The organism is Pseudomonas rhizophila (assembly GCF_003033885.1).
GTDB lineage: Bacteria > Pseudomonadota > Gammaproteobacteria > Pseudomonadales > Pseudomonadaceae > Aquipseudomonas > Aquipseudomonas rhizophila.
Genome location: NZ_CP024081.1, coordinates 139615 through 163157 on the forward strand (window position 1 = coordinate 139615; position 23543 = coordinate 163157).

24 protein-coding genes and 1 other RNA gene are annotated in these 23543 nt (G+C 61.7%); 11 read left to right on the forward strand and 14 right to left on the reverse strand.

Annotated features, from left to right (window positions below):
• The first annotated feature begins 87 nt into the window (after positions 1 to 87).
• The gene (locus tag CRX69_RS00640) at positions 88 to 495 is read left to right on the forward strand and encodes a flagellar basal body-associated protein FliL (protein WP_047226193.1); all 408 of its coding nucleotides are present in this window, start codon (positions 88 to 90) and stop codon (positions 493 to 495) included.
• Positions 496 to 562: 67 nt separating this feature from the next.
• On the opposite strand, the gene CRX69_RS00645 is transcribed toward CRX69_RS00640, so the two are convergent.
• From CRX69_RS00645 to CRX69_RS00660, 4 genes are all read right to left on the reverse strand, one after another.
• Positions 563 to 1681 (reverse strand): ABC transporter permease, encoded by a 1119-nt coding sequence (locus CRX69_RS00645; protein WP_047226089.1) that lies wholly within the window; start codon positions 1679 to 1681, stop codon positions 563 to 565.
• Entirely contained in the window at positions 1681 to 4404 is a 2724-nt protein-coding gene (gene rbbA / locus CRX69_RS00650; protein ID WP_047226088.1) for a ribosome-associated ATPase/putative transporter RbbA, read from the reverse strand. Before rbbA ends, CRX69_RS00645 begins: the two co-directional genes overlap by 1 nt.
• Positions 4401 to 5366 carry an HlyD family secretion protein gene (locus CRX69_RS00655; RefSeq protein ID WP_107321378.1) on the reverse strand — a complete coding sequence of 322 codons (966 nt, stop codon included), beginning with the start codon at positions 5364 to 5366 and terminating at the stop codon, positions 4401 to 4403. The genes rbbA and CRX69_RS00655 overlap by 4 nt, the downstream gene beginning before the upstream one ends.
• A gap of 81 nt (positions 5367 to 5447) precedes the next feature.
• A complete protein-coding gene (locus CRX69_RS00660; RefSeq protein ID WP_047226086.1) occupies positions 5448 to 5897 on the reverse strand; it encodes an EVE domain-containing protein in 450 nt (149 codons plus the stop codon).
• 195 nt (positions 5898 to 6092) lie between these two features.
• On the opposite strand from CRX69_RS00660, the gene CRX69_RS27635 reads away from it, so the two are divergent.
• Positions 6093 to 6239, forward strand: coding sequence for a hypothetical protein (locus CRX69_RS27635; protein ID WP_092395219.1), 147 nt, complete (start codon positions 6093 to 6095; stop codon positions 6237 to 6239).
• Between the two features lie 36 nt (positions 6240 to 6275).
• Here the strand turns inward: CRX69_RS27635 and CRX69_RS00665 are convergent, their stop codons facing one another.
• The 4 genes from CRX69_RS00665 to CRX69_RS00680 form a co-directional block, all read right to left on the reverse strand.
• Complete coding sequence (locus CRX69_RS00665; RefSeq protein ID WP_047226085.1) at positions 6276 to 6881, reverse strand: 5-formyltetrahydrofolate cyclo-ligase; 606 nt, start codon at positions 6879 to 6881, stop codon at positions 6276 to 6278.
• 116 nt (positions 6882 to 6997) lie between these two features.
• Positions 6998 to 7177: non-coding RNA, 6S RNA (gene ssrS / locus CRX69_RS00670), on the reverse strand.
• 30 nt (positions 7178 to 7207) lie between these two features.
• Positions 7208 to 7525: a cell division protein ZapA gene (locus CRX69_RS00675; protein ID WP_047226084.1), complete on the reverse strand. Its 318-nt coding sequence runs from the start codon at positions 7523 to 7525 to the stop codon at positions 7208 to 7210.
• Positions 7522 to 7731 (reverse strand): TIGR02449 family protein, encoded by a 210-nt coding sequence (locus CRX69_RS00680; RefSeq protein WP_030138125.1) that lies wholly within the window; start codon positions 7729 to 7731, stop codon positions 7522 to 7524. The genes CRX69_RS00675 and CRX69_RS00680 overlap by 4 nt, the downstream gene beginning before the upstream one ends.
• A gap of 127 nt (positions 7732 to 7858) precedes the next feature.
• On the opposite strand from CRX69_RS00680, the gene CRX69_RS00685 reads away from it, so the two are divergent.
• The 8 genes from CRX69_RS00685 to gcvH all read left to right on the forward strand — a co-directional run bounded on the left by CRX69_RS00685 (position 7859) and on the right by gcvH (position 16905).
• Positions 7859 to 8413: a YecA/YgfB family protein gene (locus CRX69_RS00685; RefSeq protein WP_047226083.1), complete on the forward strand. Its 555-nt coding sequence runs from the start codon at positions 7859 to 7861 to the stop codon at positions 8411 to 8413.
• 27 nt (positions 8414 to 8440) lie between these two features.
• Complete coding sequence (gene pepP, locus CRX69_RS00690) at positions 8441 to 9775, forward strand: Xaa-Pro aminopeptidase (RefSeq protein ID WP_047226082.1); 1335 nt, start codon at positions 8441 to 8443, stop codon at positions 9773 to 9775.
• Entirely contained in the window at positions 9772 to 10959 is a 1188-nt protein-coding gene (gene ubiH, locus CRX69_RS00695; protein WP_107321379.1) for a 2-octaprenyl-6-methoxyphenyl hydroxylase, read from the forward strand. Before pepP ends, ubiH begins: the two co-directional genes overlap by 4 nt.
• A 67-nt stretch (positions 10960 to 11026) precedes the next feature.
• The gene (locus CRX69_RS00700) at positions 11027 to 12244 is read left to right on the forward strand and encodes a 2-octaprenyl-3-methyl-6-methoxy-1,4-benzoquinol hydroxylase (protein ID WP_171061307.1); all 1218 of its coding nucleotides are present in this window, start codon (positions 11027 to 11029) and stop codon (positions 12242 to 12244) included.
• 242 nt (positions 12245 to 12486) lie between these two features.
• A complete protein-coding gene (locus CRX69_RS00705) occupies positions 12487 to 13491 on the forward strand; it encodes an extracellular solute-binding protein (protein ID WP_076383055.1) in 1005 nt (334 codons plus the stop codon).
• A gap of 129 nt (positions 13492 to 13620) precedes the next feature.
• Positions 13621 to 15237, forward strand: a complete 1617-nt coding sequence (locus CRX69_RS00710; RefSeq protein ID WP_047226078.1) for an ABC transporter permease — start codon at positions 13621 to 13623, stop codon at positions 15235 to 15237.
• A 150-nt stretch (positions 15238 to 15387) separates the two neighbouring features.
• On the forward strand, positions 15388 to 16470 hold the full coding sequence (gene gcvT, locus CRX69_RS00715; RefSeq protein ID WP_047226077.1) for a glycine cleavage system aminomethyltransferase GcvT: 1083 nt from the start codon (positions 15388 to 15390) through the stop codon (positions 16468 to 16470).
• Between the two features lie 51 nt (positions 16471 to 16521).
• Positions 16522 to 16905: a glycine cleavage system protein GcvH gene (gene gcvH / locus CRX69_RS00720; protein WP_047226076.1), complete on the forward strand. Its 384-nt coding sequence runs from the start codon at positions 16522 to 16524 to the stop codon at positions 16903 to 16905.
• A gap of 175 nt (positions 16906 to 17080) precedes the next feature.
• Here the strand turns inward: gcvH and CRX69_RS00725 are convergent, their stop codons facing one another.
• From CRX69_RS00725 to CRX69_RS00745, 5 genes are all read right to left on the reverse strand, one after another.
• Positions 17081 to 17401 carry a DUF2388 domain-containing protein gene (locus CRX69_RS00725; RefSeq protein ID WP_171061308.1) on the reverse strand — a complete coding sequence of 107 codons (321 nt, stop codon included), beginning with the start codon at positions 17399 to 17401 and terminating at the stop codon, positions 17081 to 17083.
• Positions 17402 to 17466: 65 nt separating this feature from the next.
• Positions 17467 to 17916 (reverse strand): NfeD family protein, encoded by a 450-nt coding sequence (locus tag CRX69_RS00730; RefSeq protein ID WP_047226074.1) that lies wholly within the window; start codon positions 17914 to 17916, stop codon positions 17467 to 17469.
• Positions 17917 to 17925: 9 nt separating this feature from the next.
• On the reverse strand, positions 17926 to 18846 hold the full coding sequence (locus CRX69_RS00735; RefSeq protein WP_047226073.1) for an SPFH domain-containing protein: 921 nt from the start codon (positions 18844 to 18846) through the stop codon (positions 17926 to 17928).
• 174 nt (positions 18847 to 19020) lie between these two features.
• The gene (gene tfpB, locus CRX69_RS00740; protein WP_047226072.1) at positions 19021 to 20805 is read right to left on the reverse strand and encodes a type IV pilus assembly ATPase TfpB; all 1785 of its coding nucleotides are present in this window, start codon (positions 20803 to 20805) and stop codon (positions 19021 to 19023) included.
• Positions 20806 to 20949: 144 nt separating this feature from the next.
• Complete coding sequence (locus CRX69_RS00745) at positions 20950 to 21282, reverse strand: hypothetical protein (protein WP_047226071.1); 333 nt, start codon at positions 21280 to 21282, stop codon at positions 20950 to 20952.
• Between the two features lie 125 nt (positions 21283 to 21407).
• Between CRX69_RS00745 and CRX69_RS00750 the strand changes: the two genes are divergently transcribed.
• Positions 21408 to 21878: an Lrp/AsnC family transcriptional regulator gene (locus CRX69_RS00750; protein ID WP_047226070.1), complete on the forward strand. Its 471-nt coding sequence runs from the start codon at positions 21408 to 21410 to the stop codon at positions 21876 to 21878.
• Between the two features lie 114 nt (positions 21879 to 21992).
• On the opposite strand, the gene CRX69_RS00755 is transcribed toward CRX69_RS00750, so the two are convergent.
• Positions 21993 to 23360, reverse strand: coding sequence for a CYTH domain-containing protein (locus CRX69_RS00755; RefSeq protein ID WP_107321380.1), 1368 nt, complete (start codon positions 23358 to 23360; stop codon positions 21993 to 21995).
• Positions 23361 to 23543: the final 183 nt, after the last annotated feature.

Below are 23543 nucleotides of genomic sequence, written 5' to 3' on the forward strand. Positions count from 1 at the left end.
GCATGCCCTGCCCTGATAGCCGGCCATAAGCTTGTGCTTGAACGGCGGGTCGGTATGCTGGGCCGCAAACCGTATGAGGAGTCGAATGTGAAAGCGTGGATCATGTTGATGCTGGCCCTGTCGTTGCCTGTGACGGCAATGGCCGAGGAAGCCAAAGAAGGCGAGGCGCCGAAGGTCAGTTACATCACCCTCAGCCCGCCGTTCGTGGGCAACTATGGCTTGGACGGCTCGGCAAAGCTGAGGGTGTACAAGGCCGATGTGGCCCTGCGTGTCACGGGGGATGCCGCCGCTGCGGCGGTGAAGGCCAACGAGCCGCTGATCCGTAATCAGCTGGTTGCGCTGTTCGCCCAACAGACCACCGAGGCCATGAACAATATCGAAGCCAAGGAAAAACTGCGTCAGGAAGCCTTGAAGCAGACCCAGCAGATCATGAACGACGAAACCGGCAAGCCGATGGTGGATGACCTGTTGTTCAATAACCTGATCATTCAATAAACCCGCTAGATCGCAGCCTTTGGCAGTGCCCGGATCCCCAGGCGCTACCCAAGGCTGCTTTTTTTCGTCAAGACGCCAGGCTTTTGCGAAACCGGCCCAGGGCGATTGCGAAGAACAACAGCCCGATCGCCGCCAGTGCCAGCAGGTCTGGCCATACCACGCTCACGCCTGCATCACGGAACAGGATCGCCGCGCTGAGGCTGACGAAATGGGTCGAAGGCGAACCTTGCATCACCCATTGCAACCATTGCGGCATGCTGTCCAGCGGCGTGCTGCCGCCCGACAACAGCAGCATCGGAATGATGACCGGGATCGACAGTAAGCCGAACTGGGGCGTCGAACGGGCAAGGGTGGCGAGGAAAATACCCAGGGCGGTGCTGGCGAACAGGTAGAGCGCAGTTACCAGCAGGAAGAGCAGCATGGAGCCGGCGAGCGGAACGCCCAGTGCGAACTTGACGATGATTTCCAGCGACGCCCAGGTACATAGCACCACCACCAGCATGTTGCTCCAGATTTTCGCCAGCATGATTTCCAAGGCCGTGAGCGGCAGCACCAGCAAGTGATCGAGGGTGCCGTGCTCGCGCTCGCGCAACAGCGCCGTGCCCGTCAGGATGATGGCCAGGATCGTGATGTTGTTGACGATCTGGATCACTGCGAGGAACCAGCCACCTTCCAGATTGGTATTGAACAGCGAACGAGTGGTCAATCTCACGGGCGTTTGTTCGCTCGCTTGTGCCTGGCCGGCATAGGTCGTCAGTTCCTGTTGGAAAATCCGCCCGATGTAGCCGGCTCCCATGAACGCCTGGCTCATGGCCGTGGCATCGACGTTGAGTTGCAGCGTCGGTTCGCGTCCTGCGAGCAGGTCGGCCTGGAAGTTGGCGGGCACGTTGATGACGAAGGTGTAGCGGCCATTGTCCATGACCTTGTCCAGTTCGGCGTAGGGCAGTGCCACCGGGCTCTGGAACTCCGGCGGTTGCAGGACCAGGGCCAATTGGCGCGAGAGATGGCTCTGGTCTTCGTCCACTATTGCGACACTGGCGTTGTGCACGCCGATCACCGAACCGGCGGCCGGCATGTAGATCGCCACGGTGAAGGCGTAGCCCAGGAACAGCAGCAGAACGGAGTCGTAGCGCAGGCTGGTCAGTTCCTTGAGCCCAAGACGCCAGATATGTGAAAGCGTATGCATCAGGCCTCCTGCTTCTTCAGCATGATCAGGCTGAGCCCGGTGAAGCCCAGGAAAAACCCGAACAACGCCAGGCATTGTGGCCATAGCTGGCGCAGATCAAGGGCCTTGGTGAAGGTGCCGACGGCGATGTCGAGGAAGTGCCCGGCGGGAAACAGCTGGCCCATCACCGAGGCTGCACCGTCCAGGGATGAGCGCGGCACGATCAGCCCTGAGAACTGGATGGTCGGGAGGCTGGTGATGATCATGGTGCCGAGGATCGCGGCGATCTGGGTGCGGGTGAATGCCGAGATCAACAGCCCCATGCTGGTGGTCGCCAGCACATAGAGCAGGCCGCCCAACGCCAGCGTCAGGGCGCTGCCCTTGAATGGCACGCCAAACAGCCAGCGGTTCATCGCGGTCAGCAGGGCCAGGTTGATCAGGCTTACCGCCAGGTAGGGCACTTGTTTACCCAGCAGGAACTCCAGGCGGGTCAGCGGCGTAGCGTAGAAGTTGGTGATCGAGCCCAGTTCCTTTTCCCGCACGATGCCCAGCGCCGTCAACATGGCCGGAATGAATGCGAGGATCAGCGCCATGACCCCTGGGCCGATGGCGTTGACGCTGACCACGTCCTGGTTATAACGAAAGCGTGTCTCCAGCTTCGCGCTGGGTTGCCGGGTGGGCGCGCGACTGCTGGATTCAGCCAGTTGCTCAAGGTTGCCCTGGTGCACCGCCTGGACGTAGTTGCGACTGGTCTCGGCCCGAAACGGTATGCCGCCATCCAACCAGGCGCCCACTGTCGGTTGGCGGCCGGCGTAGAGGTCTCGACCGAAGCCGGGGGGGATTTCCAGGGCCAGCTTGATCTCCGAGCGCTGCAAGCGTCGGTGTAGCTCCTTTGCATCGCGGATTATCGGTCGTTCTTCGAAGTAGCGCGAGCTGCGGAACGCCTCCAGGTAGGCACGGCTTTGCGGGCTCTGATCCTGGTCATACACGGCGAAGGCCAGTTTCTCCACGTCGAGGGAAATACCGAAGCCGAAGACCACCATCATGAACAATGCCCCCAGCAGGGCGAATGCCATCCGCACTTTGTCGCGCAGCAACTCCTTGCCCTCCCGGCTGGCGACGGCCCACAGGCGACCGAGGCTCAGGCCGCGCCGGTCCCGGGGCGCGCCGGCGTTCTCAAGGGTCACTGGGGCGGCGTCTTGCTGCGTTTCGCCCTGGGCGTTTTCCAGGCAGGTGACGAACGCGGCTTCCAGCGTCTGACCGCTGAACTGCGCTTGCAAGGCCGCTGGCGTGTCGCAGGCCAGGACCTTGCCGGCGTGCATCAGCGAAATGCGATCGCAGCGCTGGGCCTCGTTCATGAAGTGCGTGGAAAGAAAAATCGTCACACCTTGCTCGCGAGACAACTCGATCAACAGTCGCCAGAAATCATCCCGCGCGGCCGGATCGACGCCTGAGGTCGGCTCGTCGAGGATCAGTACTTCCGGGCGATGCAAAACCGCCACCGCCAGGGACAGGCGCTGCCGCAGGCCCAGTGGTAGCGCCCCGGACGTTTGGTCCGCCAGTTCCTGGAGATTGAAGCGCTGGATAAGCTCATCGATGCGCTGGCGGCTGTCTGTAGTGGGCAGATCGAACAGCTTGGCGTGCAGCTCCAGGTTTTGGCGCACGCTCAGTTCGCCGTAGAGCGAAAAGCTCTGGGACATGAAACCCACCCGCTTGCGGGTGGCGAGGTCCTTGGCGTTGACCGGGTTACCCAGCAGCCGGGCACTGCCTTCGCTGGCGGGGATCAGTCCGGTCAGCACCTTCATGGTGGTGGTCTTGCCGCAACCGTTGGAACCCAGGAAGCCAAAGATTTCACCGCGACCAATCGCGAAGCTGACGTTATCGACGGCGGTGAAATCGCCGAAGCGCAAGGTGAGATCGTGGGCTTGGATGGCAATGTCGGTAGTGTTGGCGGTCCTGGGGGGGATCACCAGCGGTTCGGCGTCATGGCCGCTGCCGCCCTGGAAGTGGGTGAAGGCCGAATCGAGCTTGCCGTCCGGGGTGACCTTGGCCAGCTCCGCACTCAAGCCCTTGGCGATCAAGCGACCGTTGTCGAGCATCAGGCAGTGCTCGAATTGCTCGGCCTCTTCCATATATGCCGTGGCGACCAGCAGGGTCAGTTGCGGTCTTTGCCGACGCACGCTTTCTATCAGTTCCCAGAAGCGTCGCCGGGACAGCGGGTCCACGCCCGTGGTGGGTTCGTCGAGAATCAGCAGGTCCGGTTCATGGATCAGCGCACAACACAGGCCGAGCTTTTGTTTCATGCCGCCGGACAGTTTGCCTGCCGGACGGTCGGCAAAACGCTGCAGATCGGTGGCCAGCAGCAAGGTCCCCATGCGTTGTTCGCATTCTGCTCGCGATAGCCCGAACAATGTGCCGAAGAACCGAATGTTCTCGCCTATCGACAGGTCCGGGTAAAGGTTGCCCCCCAACCCTTGGGGCATGAAGGCAATGCGTCGGTAGAGAGTCTTGCGATGGCGTCGATCGTCAATCGAGGCGCCGAGCACATCCAGTTGGCCATGCTGGAGCTTCTTCACCCCGGCAATCAGCCCCAGCAGGCTCGATTTGCCGGCACCGTCCGGGCCGATCAGGCCACAGCGAGTGCCGGCGGGCAGGCTGAAGGCGATTTCGCTCAGCGCCACATGCTGGCCGTAGCGATGTTCGAGACCCGAGGCGTGCAATGCCTCGCCGGCGGTGGCGCTCATTGCAAGTTGGCCGGCCAGTCAATGGGCGCCGTGCGCACGTAACCGGCCCCGGGCATACCCGGTTTTGCCTGGGGCACTTCGCCGGGACGGGTCAGGTGCACTTTGACGCGGAACACCAGTTTCTGGCGCTCATCACGGGTTTCGACTTCCTTGGGGGTGAACTGGGATTTGGCCGCGACGAAGCTGACTTTGGCCGGTAGCGGCCGCTCGGGCAAGGCGTCGAGCAACAGTCGCGCTTCATCGCCCACCGCCAGTTTCCCGGCCACCGACGCCGGCAGGTAGAGGTTCATGTACTGGTCGCTCGGATCGATCATCAGCAATACTCGACCGCCGGCGCCGAGCACTTCACCTGGCTCGGCCAGGCGCAACTGGATCACGCCGTCGAGGGGGGCCCGCAAGGTGCTGTCATCTATTTCGCTGGTGAGCTGGGCCACCTGGGCCAGGGTCGCGCCGATGGCCGCATTCGCCGCCGATACCTGGGCCCGGGCGGCGTTGACCGCCGCGTTGGCGGTGTCGACGCGGGCTTGTTGCTGGTCGAGGATCTGGCCGCTGGCGTAACCGCGCTTGAACAGTTCCTGGGTCCGCTTGAGTTCTTGATGGGCGAGCAATTGTTCGCTCTGGCGCAGTTGCACGTTGGCTTCGGTGGCGGCGAGGTTCTGCCGGGCCCGGGTGACTTCGGCTTCGGCCTGGTTGCGCTGGGCCTCCAGGGTGCGGGTGTCCATGCGCGCCAGCACTTGGCCCTTGATGACGTTGTCGCCTTCGTCGACCTGAACGTCGGCCAGGCGCCCGGGTGTCTTGCTGGCGATCTGGACTTCGGTGGCCTCAAGGCGGCCATTGCCCATGCTCAAGCCTTCCGGCAGGCGATCCTGGCGTGACTTCCAATAGCCAAATCCACCGGCGGCCAGCAACAGAGCCATCAAGGCGAAGGCAAAAAAGCGAGAGGTACGATGGTTCGTCGACATGTCCGGCATCCTGCGGCTGTAGCATCGAAGTCTGCAGGATCAGCGACCGACCCCGCTTGATGTCCATCAACTCATCGGCGATCAGCGCAGCGCAATCACCGCTGCCCATTGTTCGGCCGTGACGGGCATCACCGACAGCCGTGAGCCTTTCTGCACCAGCGGCATTTCAGCCAGGGCGGTCTGTTGCTTGAGGTAGTCGAGCTTCAGCACGCGGGGGAATGTTTCGACGTGGGCCACGTCGATCGCGGTCCAGGGGTTTTTATCCGGCCCGGCCTTGGGGTCGAAGTAATGGCTGTCGGGTTCCAGCGCTGTTGGGTCAGGGTAGGCCGCGCGGACGATTCGGCCGATCCCGGCAATGCCTGGCTCGGGGCAACTGGAGTGGTAGAAAAAGAACGCATCGCCCACCGCCATGGCCCGCAGGAAGTTGCGCGCCTGGTAGTTGCGCACCCCGTCCCATCGCGCCTGGCCGAGCTTTTCCAGACCCTGGATGGACAATTCGTCGGGCTCGGATTTCATCAGCCAATAGGCCATGATTTCTACTCCTGGGCGGTAATGATAAAAAAAGTTCAGCGATCTTATGACAAACCGACAGTCGGTTGACGCCAGAGTTTGCGTGTTGCAGCAGGTTGCCGCAAAATGCCGGCCTTCCAAGCTTTACGCTGCTGCACGGCCAATAAGAAAACCGCTGCTGTCATCGTGTGTGATATGCCTTGAGGGGGGCAATCGATGAAACGCAAACCGGATTTGTTGTGGATCTTGGTCATTCTGTTCGGCCTGGGGGTCGTTACCACGGGATACGCTCAGAGTCTGTGGGCCAGCAAGACCGATACACCGATGGAAATCACCCAGCCCGCGCCTTCGCTCAAACGCTGAGCCGGTCTAGCGGACGCCGCTGTTTCCCTGCGGCGTCTACCCCGCGATATACCAATGCCGGTCGCTGACCGTTCCCTGCAGCGGCACGTCCCAGCTCGCCTGCGCCAACCGTTCGACTTTCTGACATTCATGGGCCAGTCCCAGCAGTGTCGGCTTGCGCCATTGCTTGCGTCGCGCCAGATACGCCAGGCTGCGGTCATAAAAGCCACCGCCCATGCCCAGCCGACCTCCCGCATCGTCAAACCCCACCAGCGGCAATAGCACCAGGTCCAGAGTCCAGACCTTGCGTTGCCGGGCGATGTTCATCCGCGGCTCCAGAATACGAAAACGATTGGGCCGCAGCTTTTCGCCGGGGCGGATGCGCTGGAACACCATCTTGGTCTGCGGCCATGGGCTCAGTACCGGCAGATAAGTGGCCTTGCCCCGGCGCTGAGCGGCGCGCAGCAACAGGCGCGGGTCGATCTCGCCATCGTTGGGCAGGTACAGGGCGATGTGTCTTGCCCGGCGAAACAGCGGGTGCTGGGCCAGTTGCCTGTAGAGCCCGCGAGCGGCTTCACGCTGCTGGGCAGGTGTCAGGGCGCGACGGGCCTGGCGTAGCAGGCGGCGGAGTTGCGGGCGCGGCAGCAGCGCGGGTTCGGTCATATCGATATTTCACGCAATCGGTGGCGACAGCACAGCGTAACCGCAAAACAGCGCGCTCAGAAATGCCTGCGCCAGACACAACAATGCCAGTCTTGATGACTGGCATTGTGAGAATCAGGCTCCCCGGATGAACCGCTGTCGGCTTAGCCCTTGAACCCGAAAGTTCAAGGTGGAAGTTGCAGGGGGCGTTAAGGCTTTCCGTCAAGCGGACATGCACACCGGCCCCAACGTGCAACTCCCGTGGTTGTGCGTATCGGCTCAGGGACATCACCAACTGGCAAGCACCCCAGGGAGTGACGCAAGTATACCCCAGGCAGCCTCGCGAATCAGCCCTTGCTGACGTCCGGGTCGGTGGCCAGTACCAGATCCACCCGATCGAGCAGGTCGCGCACCTGTTCACGGGTCGAGCCGCTGACTTGCACGTCCGGCGTATCCTGGCGGTGCAACAGCTCGTGGGTGATGTTCAAGGCAGCCATTACAGCAATGCGGTCGGCGCCGATGACTTTGCCGCTGCTGCGGATCTCGCGCATCTTGCCGTCCAGGTAACGGGCGGCGCTTACCAGGTTGCTGCGCTCTTCCTGGGGACAGATGATCGAATATTCTTTATCGAGGATCTGCACGGTTACGCTATTGCTTGAACTCATGAGTCTTGCTCCAGGGCCTTGAGGCGCGAAATCATCGATTCGACCTTACGCCGGGCGATTTCGTTTTTTTCAATGAGGTGCGCGCGTTCCTCGCGCCAGGTCTTTTCCTGAGCTAATAGGAGTCCGTTTTGGCTCTTAAGTTGCTCGACCCGCTCAATTAGCAATTCGAGTCTGGCCATCAGCGCTTGCAGGTCGGTGTCTTCCATTGTGTCCACTGAAGATTGTGTCTGATGGGGATAGGGTCGCACAGCCTCTGATAGTCTTGGCGAGTCTGTCGATGTAGGATACAAGGCCTCCATTCTAGACATAGCGCCGTCTGGCGCCTAGCTGCCCATGCCCATTCAGAATTCCCCGTATCAAGCGTTTGCCACCCTGCTGAGCACCAGCGGTCATCCTGTCTCGCCTGCTGAACTGCATGGCCTGTTGCTTGGGCGCAGTTGCGCCGGCGCCGGCTTCGATGCCGACGGCTGGCTGGCTGACGCCGCCGAGTTGCTGGAAGGCGAGCCGGCGGACAACGTGCGCAATGCGCTCATCGGCCTGCAGGAAATGGTCAAGGGTGAGTTGACCAGCGATGACATGACCGTCGTCCTGCTGCTGCCTACCGATGACGCTCCGCTGGCCGAACGCGCCGCAGCGCTGGGCCAGTGGTGCCAGGGCTTCCTCGCCGGCTTCGGCCTGACCCGCCGCGAATATGCGTTGAGTGACGAGGCCAAGGAAGTATTGCAAGACCTGGCGGCGATCTCTCAGGTCCAGGACGCCCTGGAAGAATCCGATGACGGTGAAAGCGACTACATGGAAGTGATGGAGTACCTGCGGGTCGCGCCATTGCTCCTGTTCACCGAAACCAAGAAAACCGCTGAACCGGCCGCCAAGCCGTCCTTGCACTGATTGCTTGAAAGGGAACACCGTCTGCCCATGATTCATATCCCGAAATCGGAATACAGCCGTCGCCGCAAGGCCCTGATGGCGCAGATGGAACCCAACAGCATCGCAATCCTGCCCGCCGCCGCCGTTGCCATCCGCAACCGCGACGTCGAGCACGTTTACCGCCAGGACAGCGACTTTCAATACCTCAGCGGCTTCCCCGAGCCGCAAGCGGTGATCGTGCTGATGCCCGGCCGGGCCCATGGCGAATACATCCTGTTCTGCCGCGAACGCAACGCCGAGCGGGAGTTGTGGGATGGCCTGCGAGCCGGCCAGGAAGGGGCGATGCGTGACTATGGCGCCGACGATGCATTTCCCATCACCGACATCGACGACATCCTGCCGGGCCTGATCGAGGGCCGTGACCGGGTGTATTCGGCCATGGGCAGCAACCCGGAATTCGATCGGCACCTGATGGAGTGGATCAACGTGATTCGCTCCAAGGCCCATCTCGGTGCCCAGCCGCCGAACGAATTCGTTGCCCTGGATCATCTGCTGCACGACATGCGCCTGTATAAATCGGCGGCAGAGGTGAAGGTGATGCGCGAAGCGGCGCGGATTTCCGCCCAGGCGCACATCCGGGCCATGCAGGCCGCGCGCACGGGGTTGTACGAATACAGCCTGGAGGCCGAGCTGGATTATGAGTTCCGCAAGGGCGGGGCGAAAATGCCGGCCTACGGGTCGATCGTCGCGGCGGGTCGCAACAGCTGCATCCTGCATTACCAGCAGAACGACGCACTGCTCAAGGACGGCGACCTGGTATTGATCGACGCCGGTTGTGAAATCGACTGCTACGCCAGTGATATCACCCGTACCTGGCCAGTCAGCGGCAAGTTTTCGCCCGAGCAGAAGGCGATCTACGAAGTGGTGCTGGCCGCCCAGGAAGCGGCGTTCGCCGAAATTGCGCCGGACAAACACTGGAACCAGGCCCACGAAGCAACAGTGCGAGTCATTACCGAAGGGCTGGTGCGCCTGGGCCTGCTGGAGGGCGAAGTGGACGAGTTGATCGCCAGCGAAGCCCACAGGGCCTTCTACATGCACCGCGCCGGCCACTGGCTGGGCATGGACGTGCACGACGTTGGCGAGTACCGGGTCGGCGGCGAATGGCGGGTACTGGAAGTCGGTATGACGTTGACCGTGGAGCCGGGCATCTACATCGCCCCGAACAACCGCAACGTAGCGAAAAAATGGCGCGGCATTGGCGTGCGCATCGAGGATGACGTGGTAGTGACCAAAACCGGTTGTGAAATCCTGAGTCACGGCGTACCCAAGACGGTCGCCGAAATCGAGGCCCTGATGGCCGCCGCCCGGGCTGATGCGGCATGAGCCGGGTCAATCTGGCGATCGTCGGCGGTGGCCTGGTAGGCGCGAGCCTGGCCCTGGCCCTGCAAGCCGGCGCCAAGGCCCGGGGTTGGAAGATCATGCTGATCGAACCCTTCGCCCCCGGCGATGCCTGGCAGCCGAGCTACGATGCCCGTTCCTCGGCCTTGTCGTTCGGGTCCCGGCAGATTTATCAACGCCTGGGTATCTGGCAGGAAGTGTCTCGTCGCGCCGAGCCGATCAAGCAGATCCACGTGTCTGATCGCGGGCGATTTTCCACGGCGCGGTTGTCGGCCATGGAAGAAGGGGTGCCGGCCCTGGGGTATGTGGTGGAAAACGCCTGGCTCGGCCAGTGCCTGTGGCAAGGGTTGGACACCGAGGTGGTCAGTTGGCACTGTCCGGCACAAGTTACCCGGATGGAGCCCATGGTCGGCGGCTATCGCCTGACGCTCGATGACGAAACCACCTTGGAATGCGACCTTGCCGTGCTGGCTGACGGTGGTCGTTCCAGCCTGCGCGAACAGCTGGGTATTGGCGTGCGCAATCGACCTTATGGGCAGAGCGCGCTGATTGCCAACATCACACCCGGCGAAGCCCACAACGGCATGGCCTTCGAGCGCTTCACCGACGACGGCCCGATGGCCTTGCTGCCGCTGCCGGAAAACCGTTGCGCGTTGGTCTGGACCCGCCAGGGCATGGATGCGCAACGTCTGGCGGTCCTGGATGAGCGCAGCTTTCTCAGCGAATTGCAGGGCGTGTTCGGTTATCGCCTGGGCACCCTGAAACAAGTTGGCGCTCGGCATCTTTATCCGTTGGCGCTGGTGGAAGCCGAAGAGCAGGTCCGCCCGCATCTGGCGATCCTGGGCAACGCGGCCCACAGTCTGCATCCGATTGCCGGCCAGGGGTTCAATCTGTCCCTGCGCGATGCCCAGGCCCTGGCCGACGCCTTGCTCGACAGCGACAGCGCGCCGGGGGATTTCGCCGTGCTGCAAGCCTATCGCGAGCGTCAGCGGATGGATCAGACGCTGACCGTCGGGTTTTCCGACCAGGTTACGCGGCTGTTCAGCAGCAACCTGCCGCTGGTGTCCCTGGGCCGCAACCTTGGCCTGCTGGGGCTCGACCTGCTGCCTCCGGCCAAGCGCTGGTTCGCCCGCCAGGCCATGGGGTTGGGGACGCGTCCCGATGCGTGAGGCTTGGTTCGATCTTTTTTCTCATGGGCGACTCATGTCGCCAGCACAACAGGCTTAAAGCATGGAATTGCGTGCAGATCTGCTGATTGTCGGCGCCGGAATGGTCGGCAGCGCCCTGGCGCTGGCGTTGCAGGGTAGTGGCCTGCAAGTGCTGTTGCTCGACGGCAGCCCGATGAGCGTCAAACCCTTCGATCCCCAGGCTGCCTTCGAACCTCGGGTCAGTGCATTGTCGGCGGCGAGCCAGCGGATCCTTGATCGTCTTGGGGTCTGGGACGGTATTATCGCCCGGCGCGCCAGTCCTTATACCAACATGCACGTCTGGGATGGCAGCGGCACCGGGCAGATCCATTTCTCGGCGGCCAGCCTGCATGCCGAGGTCCTGGGGCACATCGTCGAAAACCGCGTCGTGCAGGATGCCCTGCTGGACCGCCTGCATGACTGCGATCTGGGTCTGCTGGCCAACGCTCGGCTTGAGCAGATGCGTCGCTCCGGCGATGACTGGTTGCTGACCCTGGCCGATGGCCGCACCCTGCGGGCACCGCTGGTGATCGCCGCCGACGGTGCGAACTCCGCCGTGCGTCGTTTGACGGGGGTTGCGACCCGGGAATGGGATTACCTGCACCACGCCATCGTAACCAGTGTGCGCAGCGCCCGGCCTCATCGGATGACCGCATGGCAGCGCTTCACCGATAACGGTCCCTTGGCATTCCTGCCACTGGAGCGCGACGGCCTGCACGACTGGTGCTCGATCGTCTGGTCCACCACCCCTGGCGAGGCTCAGCGGTTGATGGCGCTTGAGGAAGCGGATTTCTGCAACGAGCTGGAGCGGGCCTTCGAGGGGCAACTGGGGACGGTGCTGAGCGCCGATTCGCGCTTGTGCGTACCGCTGCGCCAGCGCCATGCCAAGCGCTACGTGGCCGAAGGGCTGGCGCTGATCGGCGATGCGGCCCACACCATCCATCCGCTGGCCGGACAGGGGGTGAACCTGGGTTTCCTGGATGCCGCCGTCCTGGCCGAAGTGCTGTTGCAGGCGGCCGGGCGCGGTGAACGGCTGGCGGACGTGAAGGTACTGAGCCGCTACGAACGCCGACGCATGCCCCATAACCTGGCGCTGATGGCCGCGATGGAAGGGTTTGAGCGGCTGTTCCAGGCCGATCCGTTGCCGGTGCGTTGGCTGCGTAATACCGGGCTGAAACTGGTGGACGGTCTGCCCGAGGCCAAGGCGTTGTTCGTACGTGAGGCGTTGGGGTTGACCGGGGATTTGCCGGATTTGGCCAAGGTCTGAGAGATGGGTTGGGGCTTATGGCCCTATCGCGGGCAAGCCTTGCTCCCACAAGCTCTTGCTTCCACAGGGGCAATGTGGGACGAGCTTTTGTGGGAGCACGGCTTGCCCGCGATGGCGGACGCAAAACCACAGCACCTCTCATAGCTGCAACATTTTGAAACGTGTCTGGACACTGTTCGATTGAGAAGGCAAATGTGAGTCCTTATCATTCGCGCACTTATAACAATCGAGAGACCGCTCCCATGTTGGCACCCAAGCGTCTGCTGTCCGTCCTCGCCTTGACCCTGATCGGCGCTACCGCCGCCCAGGCTGCCGATGAGGTAGTGGTCTACTCCTCGCGTATCGATGAGCTGATCAAGCCGGTTTTCGATGCCTACACCAAAAAGACGGGCGTCTCGGTGAAGTTCATCACCGACAAGGAAGCGCCATTGATGCAGCGGATCAAGGCCGAGGGTGAAAACGCCACCGCCGACCTGCTGTTGACCGTCGATGCCGGCAACCTCTGGCAGGCCGAGCAGATGGGGATTCTCCAACCGTTCACTTCCAAGGTGATCGACGCCAACATCCCGGCCCAATACCGCGCGTCTTCCCACGCCTGGACCGGCCTGAGCCTGCGGGCGCGGACCATTGTCTACTCCACCGACCGGGTCAAACCGAGCGAACTGACCACCTATGAAGCCCTGGCGGGTAAAGAGTGGGAAGGCCGCCTGTGCCTGCGCACTTCGAAGAAGGTCTACAACCAGTCCCTGACCGCCACCCTGATCGAAACCCACGGCGCGGAAAAAACCGAAGAAATCATCAAGGGCTGGGTCAAGAACCTGTCCACCGATGTGTTCTCCGATGACACGGCACTGCTTGAAGCCATCAATGCCGGGCAGTGCGACGTCGGTATCGTCAACACTTACTACTTCGGTCGCCTGCACCAGCAGAAGCCGGACCTGAAGGTCAAGCTGTTCTGGCCGAACCAGGCCGACCGTGGCGTGCACATCAATCTCTCGGGCATCGGCCTGACCAAGTACGCACCGCACCCGGAAGCCGCGAAGAAACTGGTGGAGTGGATGACCACGCCCGAAGCCCAGAACATCTTTGCCGACGTGAACCAGGAGTTCCCGGCCAATCCGAACGTGGAGCCTTCCAAGGAAGTCGCCGCCTGGGGCAAGTTCAAGGCTGACACCCTGCCGGTTGAAGTGGCGGGTAAACGCCAGGCCGAAGCTATCCGCTTGATGGATCGCGCTGGCTGGAACTAAAAAAGCACTCAAGATCGCAGCCTGCGACAGCTTCTACAGGGGATCGCGTTCCAATGTAGAAGGTGGCGCAGGCTGCGATCTTTTTTTTGCGGTTTAATAGGCGTTTGCTGACTGCCCCGAGATTCCCCCTTGACCCACCCCGTCCAACGCCGCTGGTACCCTCTGGTTTTTGCTATCGCCGCGCTGGTGCTGTTGCCCTTGAGCGTCCTGCTGCTGTCCTGGCAAAACATCGATCAGCAAATCTGGTCCCACCTGTGGGATACCCAGATGCCACGCTTGTTGGGCAACACCCTGACGCTGATTGTCGGTGTGGGTGTCGGTGTAACGTTGCTGGGCGTCAGCCTTGCCTGGCTCACCAGCCTGTGTGAGTTCCCCGGGCGACGCTGGCTCGACTGGGCGTTAATGTTGCCGTTTGCGATTCCGGCCTACGTGCTGGCGTTTGTCTTCGTGGGCCTGCTGGACTTTGCCGGTCCGGTGCAGACATTGATGCGCGAATGGTTCGGCAGCAACCTGCGCCTGCCCCGGGTACGCTCCACCGGCGGAGTGATCCTGGTGCTGGTCCTGGTCTTTTACCCTTACGTTTATTTGCTGGCGCGAAGTGCGTTCCTGGCCCAAGGCAAGGGATTGATGGAAGCGGCCCGGGTGCTCGGGCAGTCGCCGTGGCAGGCGTTCTGGCGAGTGGCGTTGCCGGTGGCCCGACCGGCCATTGGTGCCGGCGTGGCGCTGGCGTTGATGGAAACCCTGGCGGATTTCGGCGCGGTGTCGGTGTTCAACTTCGACACCTTCACCACGGCCATCTACAAAACCTGGTACGGCTTCTTCAGCCTCTCCAGCGCCGCGCAACTGGCCAGCCTGTTGCTGCTGGCGGTGATGCTGGTGCTTTACGGCGAACGCCGCGCCCGAGGCGCCCAGCGGGCGAGCAACGAGCGACCCCGGGTCAAGGCGCTTTATCACTTGCGCGGTCTCAAGGCGGTGGCGGCCAGCGGCTGGTGCGCCCTGGTGTTTGCCTGCGCATTTGTTATTCCGATGCTGCAACTGCTGGTGTGGTTCTGGCAGCGCGGCCGGTTCGATCTGGATGAGCGTTATGCCGGGCTGATCGTCCATACCCTCTATCTGGGTGGGCTGGCGGCACTGGTCACCGTTTGCGTCGCCTTGCTGTTGGCCTTCGCTCGGCGTCTGGCGCCGACCCGTCCCATTCGCGCCGGTGTTGGCCTGGCGAACCTGGGCTACGCCTTGCCCGGTTCGGTGCTGGCGGTATCGATCATGCTTGCCTTCAGCTATCTGGACCGCGAACTGGTCATCCCCCTGTCAACGCTACTTGGCGGTGCCGGCAAACCGTTGCTGTTGGGCAGCCTGTCGGCCCTGCTGCTGGCCTATCTGGTGCGCTTTTTGGCCGTGGCCTACGGTCCACTGGAAAGCAGCCTCGCGCGAATCCGTCCTTCTTTGCCTGAAGCAGCACGCAGCCTTGGGGTCAGTGGGCCGCGACTGTTTTTCAAAGTGTATCTGCCGTTGCTGTTGCCGGGCACCTTGAGTGCGGCGTTGCTGGTGTTCGTCGATGTGCTCAAGGAAATGCCCGCGACCCTGCTGATGCGCCCGTTTGGCTGGGACACGCTGGCGGTGCGGATCTTTGAAATGACCAGTGAAGGGGAGTGGGCCCGGGCCGCGTTACCGGCGCTGACCCTGGTGCTGGTGGGGTTGTTGCCGGTCATCGGATTGATACGACGCTCGGCCCATCGAAACAGCTAGGTGTCAGTCCTACATCATGCGGCTACAATGCGCGGCATTCGGTGCGGTCCGTCTGTCGGACCGGGCAACTGATAGCGTCTGAAAACGTTTTTGGCGTTCACGCTGTGCAGTGCTCGTCCGCACCTTCGCCAATCCCGGAAGGAGACACCCATGGGACAGCGTACGCCTCTGTATGACCTTCATCTCGCCCTCGGCGCGAAGATGGTCGATTTTGGCGGTTGGGATATGCCTTTGCATTACGGCTCGCAGGTTGAGGAGCACCATCAGGTGCGTCGCGACTGCGGTGTGTTCGATGTATCCCACATGACCGTTATCGATGTCGCCGGTCCCCAGGCCAAGGTCTGGTTGCAGCGCTTGCTGGCCAACGATGTCGATCGCTTGCAGGACACGGGACGTGCCTTGTACAGCACCATGCTTAACGAGCGCGGCGGCATCGTCGACGACATGATCATTTATCGGGTCGAGCACGGCTATCGGCTGGTCTTCAACGCCTCGACCCGCGATCAGGACTTGGCCTGGATGCAGGCACAGCTTGGTGAATACGATGTGCACCTGCTTGAACGCCCCGAACTGGCAATGCTGGCGATCCAGGGCCCCCAGGCCCGGCACAAGATTGCCGAACTGGTTTCGCAATCGCGCGGCCAACTGATCCAGCAACTCAAGCCTTTCGAAGGCCGTGCCGACGGTGACTGGTTCATCGCCCGTACCGGCTACACTGGCGAAGATGGCCTGGAAATCGTCCTGCCTGCCCACGAAGCCCCAAGTTTTTTCAATGATCTGGTGGGCGCCGGCATTTCTCCCATCGGCCTTGGCGCTCGCGATACCTTGCGCCTGGAAGCTGGCATGAACCTGTATGGCCAGGACATCCACCAGGACGTTTCTCCGCTGGCCTCGAACATGGCCTGGAGCATCGCCTGGGAACCGGCGAGCCGTCAGTTCATCGGGCGCAGTGCTCTGGAAGCCGAGCTGGCCGGCGGTGTACAGCAAAAACTGGTGGGCCTGGTGCTGGAAGAACGCGGCGTTCTGCGCGCTCATCAGGTGGTCCGCATCGCCGATGTTGGCGAAGGGGAGATCACCAGTGGTAGTTTTTCTCCTACGCTTAGCAAGTCAATTGCCTTGGCACGCGTTCCGATGGCCACCGCCGATCGTGCCGAGGTAGAAATTCGTGGTAAGTGGTACCCGGTACGAGTGGTCAAGCCGACCTTCGTCCGCCATGGCAAAACCCTGATCTAACCTTTTGCGGCGGGCCGCTGGCCGCTGACACTTCTCTTGAGGACACAGAGTATGAGTTTTATCCCTACCGATTTGCATTTTGCCGAAAGCCACGAGTGGGCGCGCCTGGAAGCTGACGGTACCGTCACCGTGGGCATCAGCGATCATGCGCAGGAAGCCCTGGGTGATGTGGTGTTTGTCGAACTGACCGAGGTCGGTAAGGTTTATTCCGCGGGTGACCAGGCCGGTGTGGTGGAGTCGGTAAAAGCCGCTTCCGACATCTACTCGCCGATCAGTGGCGAAGTGATCGCAATCAACGAAGACGTGGGCGGTTCACCGGAACTGCTGAACTCCGATCCCTACGGTGCATGGATCTTCAAGCTCAAGCCAAGCGACAAGGCCGAGCTGGACAAGCTGCTTGATGCAGCAGGCTACAAGGCCGCTATCGGCGAATAAGCAACAAACCTGTGGGAGCGAGCCTGCTCGCGATAGCTGTGGGTCAGTCAATATGGCTGCCACTGATCCACCGCTATCGCGAGCAGGCTCGCTCCCACAGGTTTAAGTGCCTTGGAGAGAATTGCCAGGCAAAAAAATGCCGCTCAATCGAGCGGCATTTTCCATCGGTCTGGAATCAGTCCTGGGCGACGGCGTTTTTCGCCAGGATCGCGTTGGCCAGTTCCATGTCGGTGGCCTGCAAGCCCGGGTTGTCGGCACGGACTTTCTGCATCGCAGCTTCCAGGTATGGACCACGGATACCGCCGTCGCTGGCAACGAAGCTGCCGGCGTCGTCCTGAGCGGCGACGATCAGCTTGTTATCCTTGAAAGTCAGGTAGGTGGAACCGGTGGTTGCACCGGACGAGATGACGTTACGCCAAAACGTGTCGGCCATTGCCGAGCCGACAGGAAGAGCAAGCAAGGCCAAGGTCGCGACAGCAAGTTTGAGACGCATGATAGGTGACTCCACTGGGTTAACTATGACTTTGGATAACCAACTCCTCGATTGAGTTCCATGACGTCTCAGTCAGCCCGTTCTACCAGCAGCACCGCGCCTTCCTGTGCCACCACCCTGACCCGCGTGCCCACGGGCGACTCGGGCCCCTTGGCCAGCCAGACACTGTCCGCCACCTTGATCTTGCCGCGTCCATCGATAATCGCTTCATGAATCTGAAAGACCTTGCCGATCAGTTCCTGCCCGCGCAGGTTCAGGAGCGGTTGATCGCTTTGGCGTACTGCGCTGCGCTGGCGTCGCCACCAGTACAGTGCTGTCGCGATGGCGAAAAGGCCGAACAACAGGAACTGCATTTCCCACGGCATCTGCGGCAGGATGAACGTGAGCACGCCGACCGCGGCGGCGGCTATGCCGATCCACAGCAGGTAGCCGCCGGCGCCAAACACTTCGAGGATCAGCAGGATGACGCCCAGCGCCAGCCAGTCCCAGTACGATAGTTGTTGCAGGAACACCCACATATTGGCGCCTCAGGCTTTCTTGCTGTCGAAGGTGGCCTTGACGATCTCACCGATGCCACCAACCGCTCCGATGACCTGACTGGCTTCCAGCGGCATCAGGATCACTTTGCTGTTGTTGGCCGACGCCAGGCGGCCCAGCGCATCAATGTATTTTTGCGCGACGAAGTAGTTCACGGCCTGGACGTTGCCGTCTGCGATTGCCTGGGATACCACCTGGGTGGCCAGCGCTTCGGCTTGCGCTTGACGCTCGCGGGCCTCGGACTCCAGGAACGCGGCCTGGCGGCTGCCCTCTGCCTCGAGGATCTGCGCCTGCTTCTTGCCCTCGGCGGTGAGAATCGCCGACGCTCGCAAGCCCTCGGCTTCCAGGATTTGGGCACGCTTGATGCGTTCGGCTTTCATCTGCCCTGACATGGCGGCCATCAGGTCGGCCGGTGGGCTGATGTCCTTGATCTCGATCCGGGTGATCTTGATGCCCCACGGTGCTGTAGCTTCATCGACAGTGCGCAGCAGTTTTTCATTGATGCCATCACGCTGGCTCAGCATCGCGTCCAGCTCCATGGACCCCAACACGGTGCGGATATTGGTTTGCAGCAGATTGCGGATCGCGTGCTCGAGGTTGTTGACCTCGTACGCAGCCTGGGCGGTGTTGACCACCTGGAAGAAGCACACCGCGTCGATCTGCACCGTGGCGTTGTCGGCGGTGATGACCTCCTGAGGTGGGATGTCCAGTACGCTTTCCATGACATTGATCTTGCGGCCGATGCGATCCATCACTGGGATGATGATGTTCAAGCCGGGCTTGAGGGTGTTGGTGTAGCGGCCGAACCGTTCGACAGTCCATTGGTAGCCCTGGGGCACGACCTTGAAGCCCATGAATAGAATGGCGACCACGAGGCCGATAAAAAGTAAAAGTACGCTACCGATCTGCATGACTGTTCCCTGTTCTGATTGAAAATGACTTGCGCGCCCTGAGTGTAGGGCAAACGGCCATTGTCATCACTCAGTGGGAGCAAAGCTTGCTCGCGATGCAGGCGCCTTGCTTCCCTGGGAGACCGCGTCATTTTCATCGCGGGCAAGCCTTGCTCCCACAGCCTCTCCCCACAGCTACTTCTGCTCGCTCTGCGGGGTCACGCGCAGGACTTCCTCAACGGTCGTCAGCCCTGCGGCGACTTTTTGTGCGCCCGATAACCGCAAGCTGCGCATCCCTTCCTTGAATGCCTGGCGACGCACCGCCAGCAGGTCGGTGTCGGGGTGAATCAAGCCTTTGACGCTGTCGGTCAATTGCATGATTTCGTAGACCCCGGCGCGGCCGCGATAGCCGGTGTCACGGCATTCCAGGCAGCCGACGGCCTGTTGGGCATTGGCCGGCAACGGGGCCTGCCAGGGGCGTGTCAGGGTCTGCCAATCGTCTTCATCCAGGGTCAGAGGGGCCTTGCAGTGCGGGCACAGCGTGCGCACCAGGCGCTGGGCCATGACGCCGAGCACCGTGGCTTTGATCAGGTAATGGGGCACGCCTAGCTCCAGCAAGCGACTGATGGCGCTCGGTGCATCGTTGGTGTGCAGGGTCGAGAGGACGAGGTGTCCGGTGAGCGCCGCCTGGATCGCCATTTCAGCGGTTTCCAGATCGCGGATCTCGCCGATCATGATGATGTCCGGGTCTTGCCGCATCAGCGCCCGGACCCCGGCGGCGAAGGTCAGGTCGATGTTGTGCTGCACCTGCATCTGGTTGAAGGACGCCTCGACCATTTCAATCGGGTCCTCGATGGTGCAAAGGTTTACCTCTGGTGTCGCCAGCTTCTTGAGGGTGGTGTAGAGGGTGGTGGTCTTGCCCGAACCGGTGGGGCCGGTCACCAGGATGATGCCGTTGGGCTGACGGGTCATGTCTTGCCAGCGGCGCAGGTCATCGGCGGAGAAGCCGAGCTGGTCGAAGTCCTTGAGCAGTACTTCGGGATCGAAGATCCGCATGACCATTTTTTCGCCAAACGCCGTGGGCAGCGTCGACAGGCGTAATTCCACTTCGCCACCGTCCGGAGTCTTGGTCTTGACCCGACCGTCCTGGGGCTTGCGCTTTTCCGCGACGTTCATCCGCCCCAGGCTCTTGAGGCGACTGATGATCGCCATCGTCACCTGCGGCGGGAACTGATAGACGGTGTGCAGCACCCCGTCGATGCGAAAGCGCACCGTGCCCTGCTCGCGACGCGGTTCGATGTGGATATCGCTGGCACGTTGCTGGAAGGCGTATTGGAACAGCCAGTCGACAATGTTGACGATATGGGCGTCGTTGGCGTCCGGCTCCTGATCGCTGGCGCCCAGGTTGAGCAGTTGTTCGAAGTTGCTCAGGTTGCTCGGTTGCTGGTCGACCGTAGTGGCGCCGCTGACCGATTTGGCCAGGCGATAGAACTCCACGCTCAGGCGCTGGATATCCACCGGGTTGGCAACGACCCTCTGGATCGGCAGCTTGAGTACATGGGTCAGGTCCGCTTCCCAACTGCTGACGTAAGGCTGGGCGCTGGCCACCGTGACCGCGTCGCGGTCCACAGCCACCGCGAGAATCTTGTGGCGCTGGGCAAAGGCGTAGGACATCAGCGGCGTGACGGCCGCCACGTTGATTTTCAGCGGGTCGATGCGCAGGTAGGGCTGGCCGGCCTGTTGCGACAGCCAGAGGGTCAGGCTTTCCAGGTCCAGGCGCTTGCCGGGGCGGCTGAGATCGTCCAGATGCTGGTTGGCGATGAACTCCAGTGGGTGCAGCTGGGCGCTGGCGCTATGGCGCCGGCGCGCATTGAGTGCGGTTTCGGCGCAGTCCTGGCTGATGAAGCCCTGGGCGACCAATTGGCGCAGCAGATCATTGAGGTCCAGCCAGCGGTCCTGAGTGGCGTGTTTGGTGGACATGCGGGTTCCTATTGGACAATTGCAGCAAAGCCGCGATACAGACGCTTCGGCGTCCTCGCTCGGTCTGCAAAAGAATAGTCCCGACACTATGGACCGTTGGGCCACTACCCGACCAATGCGTTTCGAATTCTTGCCGGCAGCCGTTCAGCCTGCCGCCTGGGCCGGCTCAAGGCGCGCACTGTCAGCGTCTTGCAGGTCCACGGAGCACACGCTGATCAGGTTACGTAATTTTTCAGCGAGCACTTGGGCACGGTGCCAGCTCAACCCGTCCATGAGGATCTCCATCGACAGCAGATCGTCGTCGCGTTCGACGTGGACCTGCCGGGGTGTCAGGCCTTGCAAGGCAAACAGATTCAGCGCCCGGCACAGCAGATCCGGTTCGGCTTCGGCCCGCAGATGGTAGTGGGCGCGACAATGGCGATTCTGGGCGTGCCAGACATCGGGTCGGTTGGAGGTGACGGCTTCGAGAGGGGGCATGGACGGTCTCCGGGGATGTGGAGAAATGTTTACATGCGCGACGGGGTATTTCTTATCTAATATGAATGATTATTCAGATCCGGTGAATCGTATGATTCTGGATTAAGCCTAGAAGAGGTTTATTTATGCACGGAGAGTTGGACGGCTACGACCGCAGGATCCTGGCGCTGCTCCAAGAGGATGCTTCGCTGTCCAGCGCGCAGATCGCCGAACAGGTGGGCTTGTCCCAATCACCCTGCTGGCGGCGGATTCAACGGATGAAGGAGGAGGGGATTATTCGCGGTCAGGTGACCTTGCTCGATCGCAAGAAAATCGGCCTCAACACGCAGATATTCGCCGAAATAAAACTCAACGCGCACGGACGTTCGAACTTCACCGAGTTCACCGAAGCCATTCGCGGCTTTCCCGAGGTGCTGGAATGCTACGTGCTGATGGGGTCGGTGGATTTCCTGCTGCGCATCGTCACGGCGGACATCGAGGCGTATGAACGCTTCTTCTTCGAAAAGCTGTCGATGGTGCCGGGGATCCAGGAAGTGAACTCGATTGTGGCGCTGTCGGAGATCAAATCGACGACGAGTTTGCCGGTGGTGCGCTGAGCTTGTTTTTGCGGTGTTTGTGCTGGCCCCCCATCGCGAGCAGGCTCGCTCCCACATGGGATCTCTGTTCGCCGAAGATCCATTGTGGGAGCGAGCCTGCTCGCGATGGCAATGTTACAGGCGCAGCAAAGTCTTCCAGGCCCGATTCTGATAAACCGCGATCGCCTGTTGCTTGCGCGCCTCCAGGGCTTCTTCGGTAATCGGTTCGTTGGCCAGTTGTGCCAGTTTGTTCAGCTCACCGTAGAGGCGGTCCATTTCCGGGATTTCCAGCACATGGCGAGCGTGGTGCAGCCAGGCCTGGATGCGTTCAATGCGCGGCAGCTGTTCGGCCAGGTCTTCCGGCTGTTGCTGATAGCGTTGCAGTTGCAGCGACGAGGACTCTTCGCCCAGCAGGCGCGGCAGCCAGCTAGCCAGTTGGGCGGCACCCTGGCGATTGCCGCGGGTGTTGCGCTCGGCAGCCCAGCTGCGGGCCAGCAGCCAGCGTGAAGTGTTGAGGGAGAATTGGCCCCAGCGCGGGTCTTGCAGCTCTTCAAGGAACTGTTCCGGCGCGGCCTTGCGCACGTCTTCGTCATCCAGGCCGGCCTGGACCAACGGGCGCCAGTCTTCCAGCAGTGCGTCCAGGGCGACGCGCAAGTCATGCGTTGATTGGCGTGGTGCGGCCTGGCCGAGGCTGCTGAGCAGGGCGCGCAATTCGGCCAGGTTTTCCACCCAATCCTGCAGCAGGCGCCAGTGGCCGTTAAAACGATACTGTTCGGCCAGACGCTGGCTGCTGCCCAGTAAATGCCAGCTCAGCGCGGCAAAGGCATCATCGAGTGGCATCTCGCCGGTCAATTGCGGGGCCGGCAGACTCAGGGCATAGCTGTTCGCATCATGCAGGCGATAACCACGCTCGGCCTTGCTGATATCACACGGCATCAAGGGCAGGGTCGCGGCCAGCTCGGCGGCCAGTTCCAGCAGGGCAGCGGGTTCACCTTCGCGCAATTCCAGCTCCAGCTCGCAGATTTCTTCCTTCTGCTTGCCGACCACGACGTGGCCCAGGTCCAGCGCGGCCTCGATGACCACTTTGCTTTTGCCGCGGCCCCAGGCGATTTCCGCGCGTTCACGCACGAAATCGGTGGTGAAGATGGCCTTGAGGGTTCTCTTGTCCAGTTCGGCCAACGCCTCTGGCCAGCATTCGCCATCGAGTTTCTTCAGGTCGAGCTTGGCTTTGGGCAGGTGCCAGTCGTACTCGTTGCGCTCGGACAGGCCGGCGATGCTCTGGCCGCGAGTCTTGAGGGTCTGGATCACCTCTTCGCCGTCGCGACGCAGGCGCAGGGCGACCTTGGCCCCGGCCAGGTCACGCTCTGGCGTGTCGAAATACTGGTTCATCAGTTCGTGGCGTTCCCAGCCGCTTTTGTTGCGTTTCTTGAGCAATGGGTGCTCGCGCAAGGCTGCCAGGGTCTCGCGGCTGACGCGGAGTTTGATTTCGGTTTCTTTCTGCATGGCCGGAAAATCCAGGGATCGGGTGCGCAGCCGGGGGAAGGTGTGGCTGCCAAGGCCGTGCAGTGTACAGGACTCATCCGTTCTACGCGCCGCGGCGGTTTATGGGAGTGTCCTGTCTCACCAATACTGTTCCTTTTGGGTGAGACAGGACACTCGCGCAAGATGGTTCTATGATGGACATCA

Excerpts from the sequence above, each read along its gene's own strand:
- CRX69_RS00645 (WP_047226089.1), bottom strand. The coding sequence starts at position 1,681 with ATGCATACGCTTTCACATATCTGGCGTCTTGGGCTCAAGGAACTGACC.
- rbbA (WP_047226088.1), bottom strand. The coding sequence starts at position 4,404 with ATGAGCGCCACCGCCGGCGAGGCATTGCACGCCTCGGGTCTCGAACAT.
- CRX69_RS00655 (WP_107321378.1), bottom strand. The coding sequence starts at position 5,366 with ATGTCGACGAACCATCGTACCTCTCGCTTTTTTGCCTTCGCCTTGATG.
- CRX69_RS00660 (WP_047226086.1), bottom strand. The coding sequence starts at position 5,897 with ATGGCCTATTGGCTGATGAAATCCGAGCCCGACGAATTGTCCATCCAG.
- CRX69_RS27635 (WP_092395219.1), top strand. The coding sequence starts at position 6,093 with ATGAAACGCAAACCGGATTTGTTGTGGATCTTGGTCATTCTGTTCGGC.
- CRX69_RS00665 (WP_047226085.1), bottom strand. The coding sequence starts at position 6,881 with ATGACCGAACCCGCGCTGCTGCCGCGCCCGCAACTCCGCCGCCTGCTA.
- CRX69_RS00675 (WP_047226084.1), bottom strand. The coding sequence starts at position 7,525 with ATGAGTTCAAGCAATAGCGTAACCGTGCAGATCCTCGATAAAGAATAT.
- CRX69_RS00680 (WP_030138125.1), bottom strand. The coding sequence starts at position 7,731 with ATGGAAGACACCGACCTGCAAGCGCTGATGGCCAGACTCGAATTGCTA.
- CRX69_RS00685 (WP_047226083.1), top strand. The coding sequence starts at position 7,859 with ATGCCCATTCAGAATTCCCCGTATCAAGCGTTTGCCACCCTGCTGAGC.
- pepP (WP_047226082.1), top strand. The coding sequence starts at position 8,441 with ATGATTCATATCCCGAAATCGGAATACAGCCGTCGCCGCAAGGCCCTG.
- ubiH (WP_107321379.1), top strand. The coding sequence starts at position 9,772 with ATGAGCCGGGTCAATCTGGCGATCGTCGGCGGTGGCCTGGTAGGCGCG.
- CRX69_RS00705 (WP_076383055.1), top strand. The coding sequence starts at position 12,487 with ATGTTGGCACCCAAGCGTCTGCTGTCCGTCCTCGCCTTGACCCTGATC.
- gcvT (WP_047226077.1), top strand. The coding sequence starts at position 15,388 with ATGGGACAGCGTACGCCTCTGTATGACCTTCATCTCGCCCTCGGCGCG.
- gcvH (WP_047226076.1), top strand. The coding sequence starts at position 16,522 with ATGAGTTTTATCCCTACCGATTTGCATTTTGCCGAAAGCCACGAGTGG.
- CRX69_RS00730 (WP_047226074.1), bottom strand. The coding sequence starts at position 17,916 with ATGTGGGTGTTCCTGCAACAACTATCGTACTGGGACTGGCTGGCGCTG.
- CRX69_RS00735 (WP_047226073.1), bottom strand. The coding sequence starts at position 18,846 with ATGCAGATCGGTAGCGTACTTTTACTTTTTATCGGCCTCGTGGTCGCC.
- tfpB (WP_047226072.1), bottom strand. The coding sequence starts at position 20,805 with ATGTCCACCAAACACGCCACTCAGGACCGCTGGCTGGACCTCAATGAT.
- CRX69_RS00745 (WP_047226071.1), bottom strand. The coding sequence starts at position 21,282 with ATGCCCCCTCTCGAAGCCGTCACCTCCAACCGACCCGATGTCTGGCAC.
- CRX69_RS00750 (WP_047226070.1), top strand. The coding sequence starts at position 21,408 with ATGCACGGAGAGTTGGACGGCTACGACCGCAGGATCCTGGCGCTGCTC.
- CRX69_RS00755 (WP_107321380.1), bottom strand. The coding sequence starts at position 23,360 with ATGCAGAAAGAAACCGAAATCAAACTCCGCGTCAGCCGCGAGACCCTG.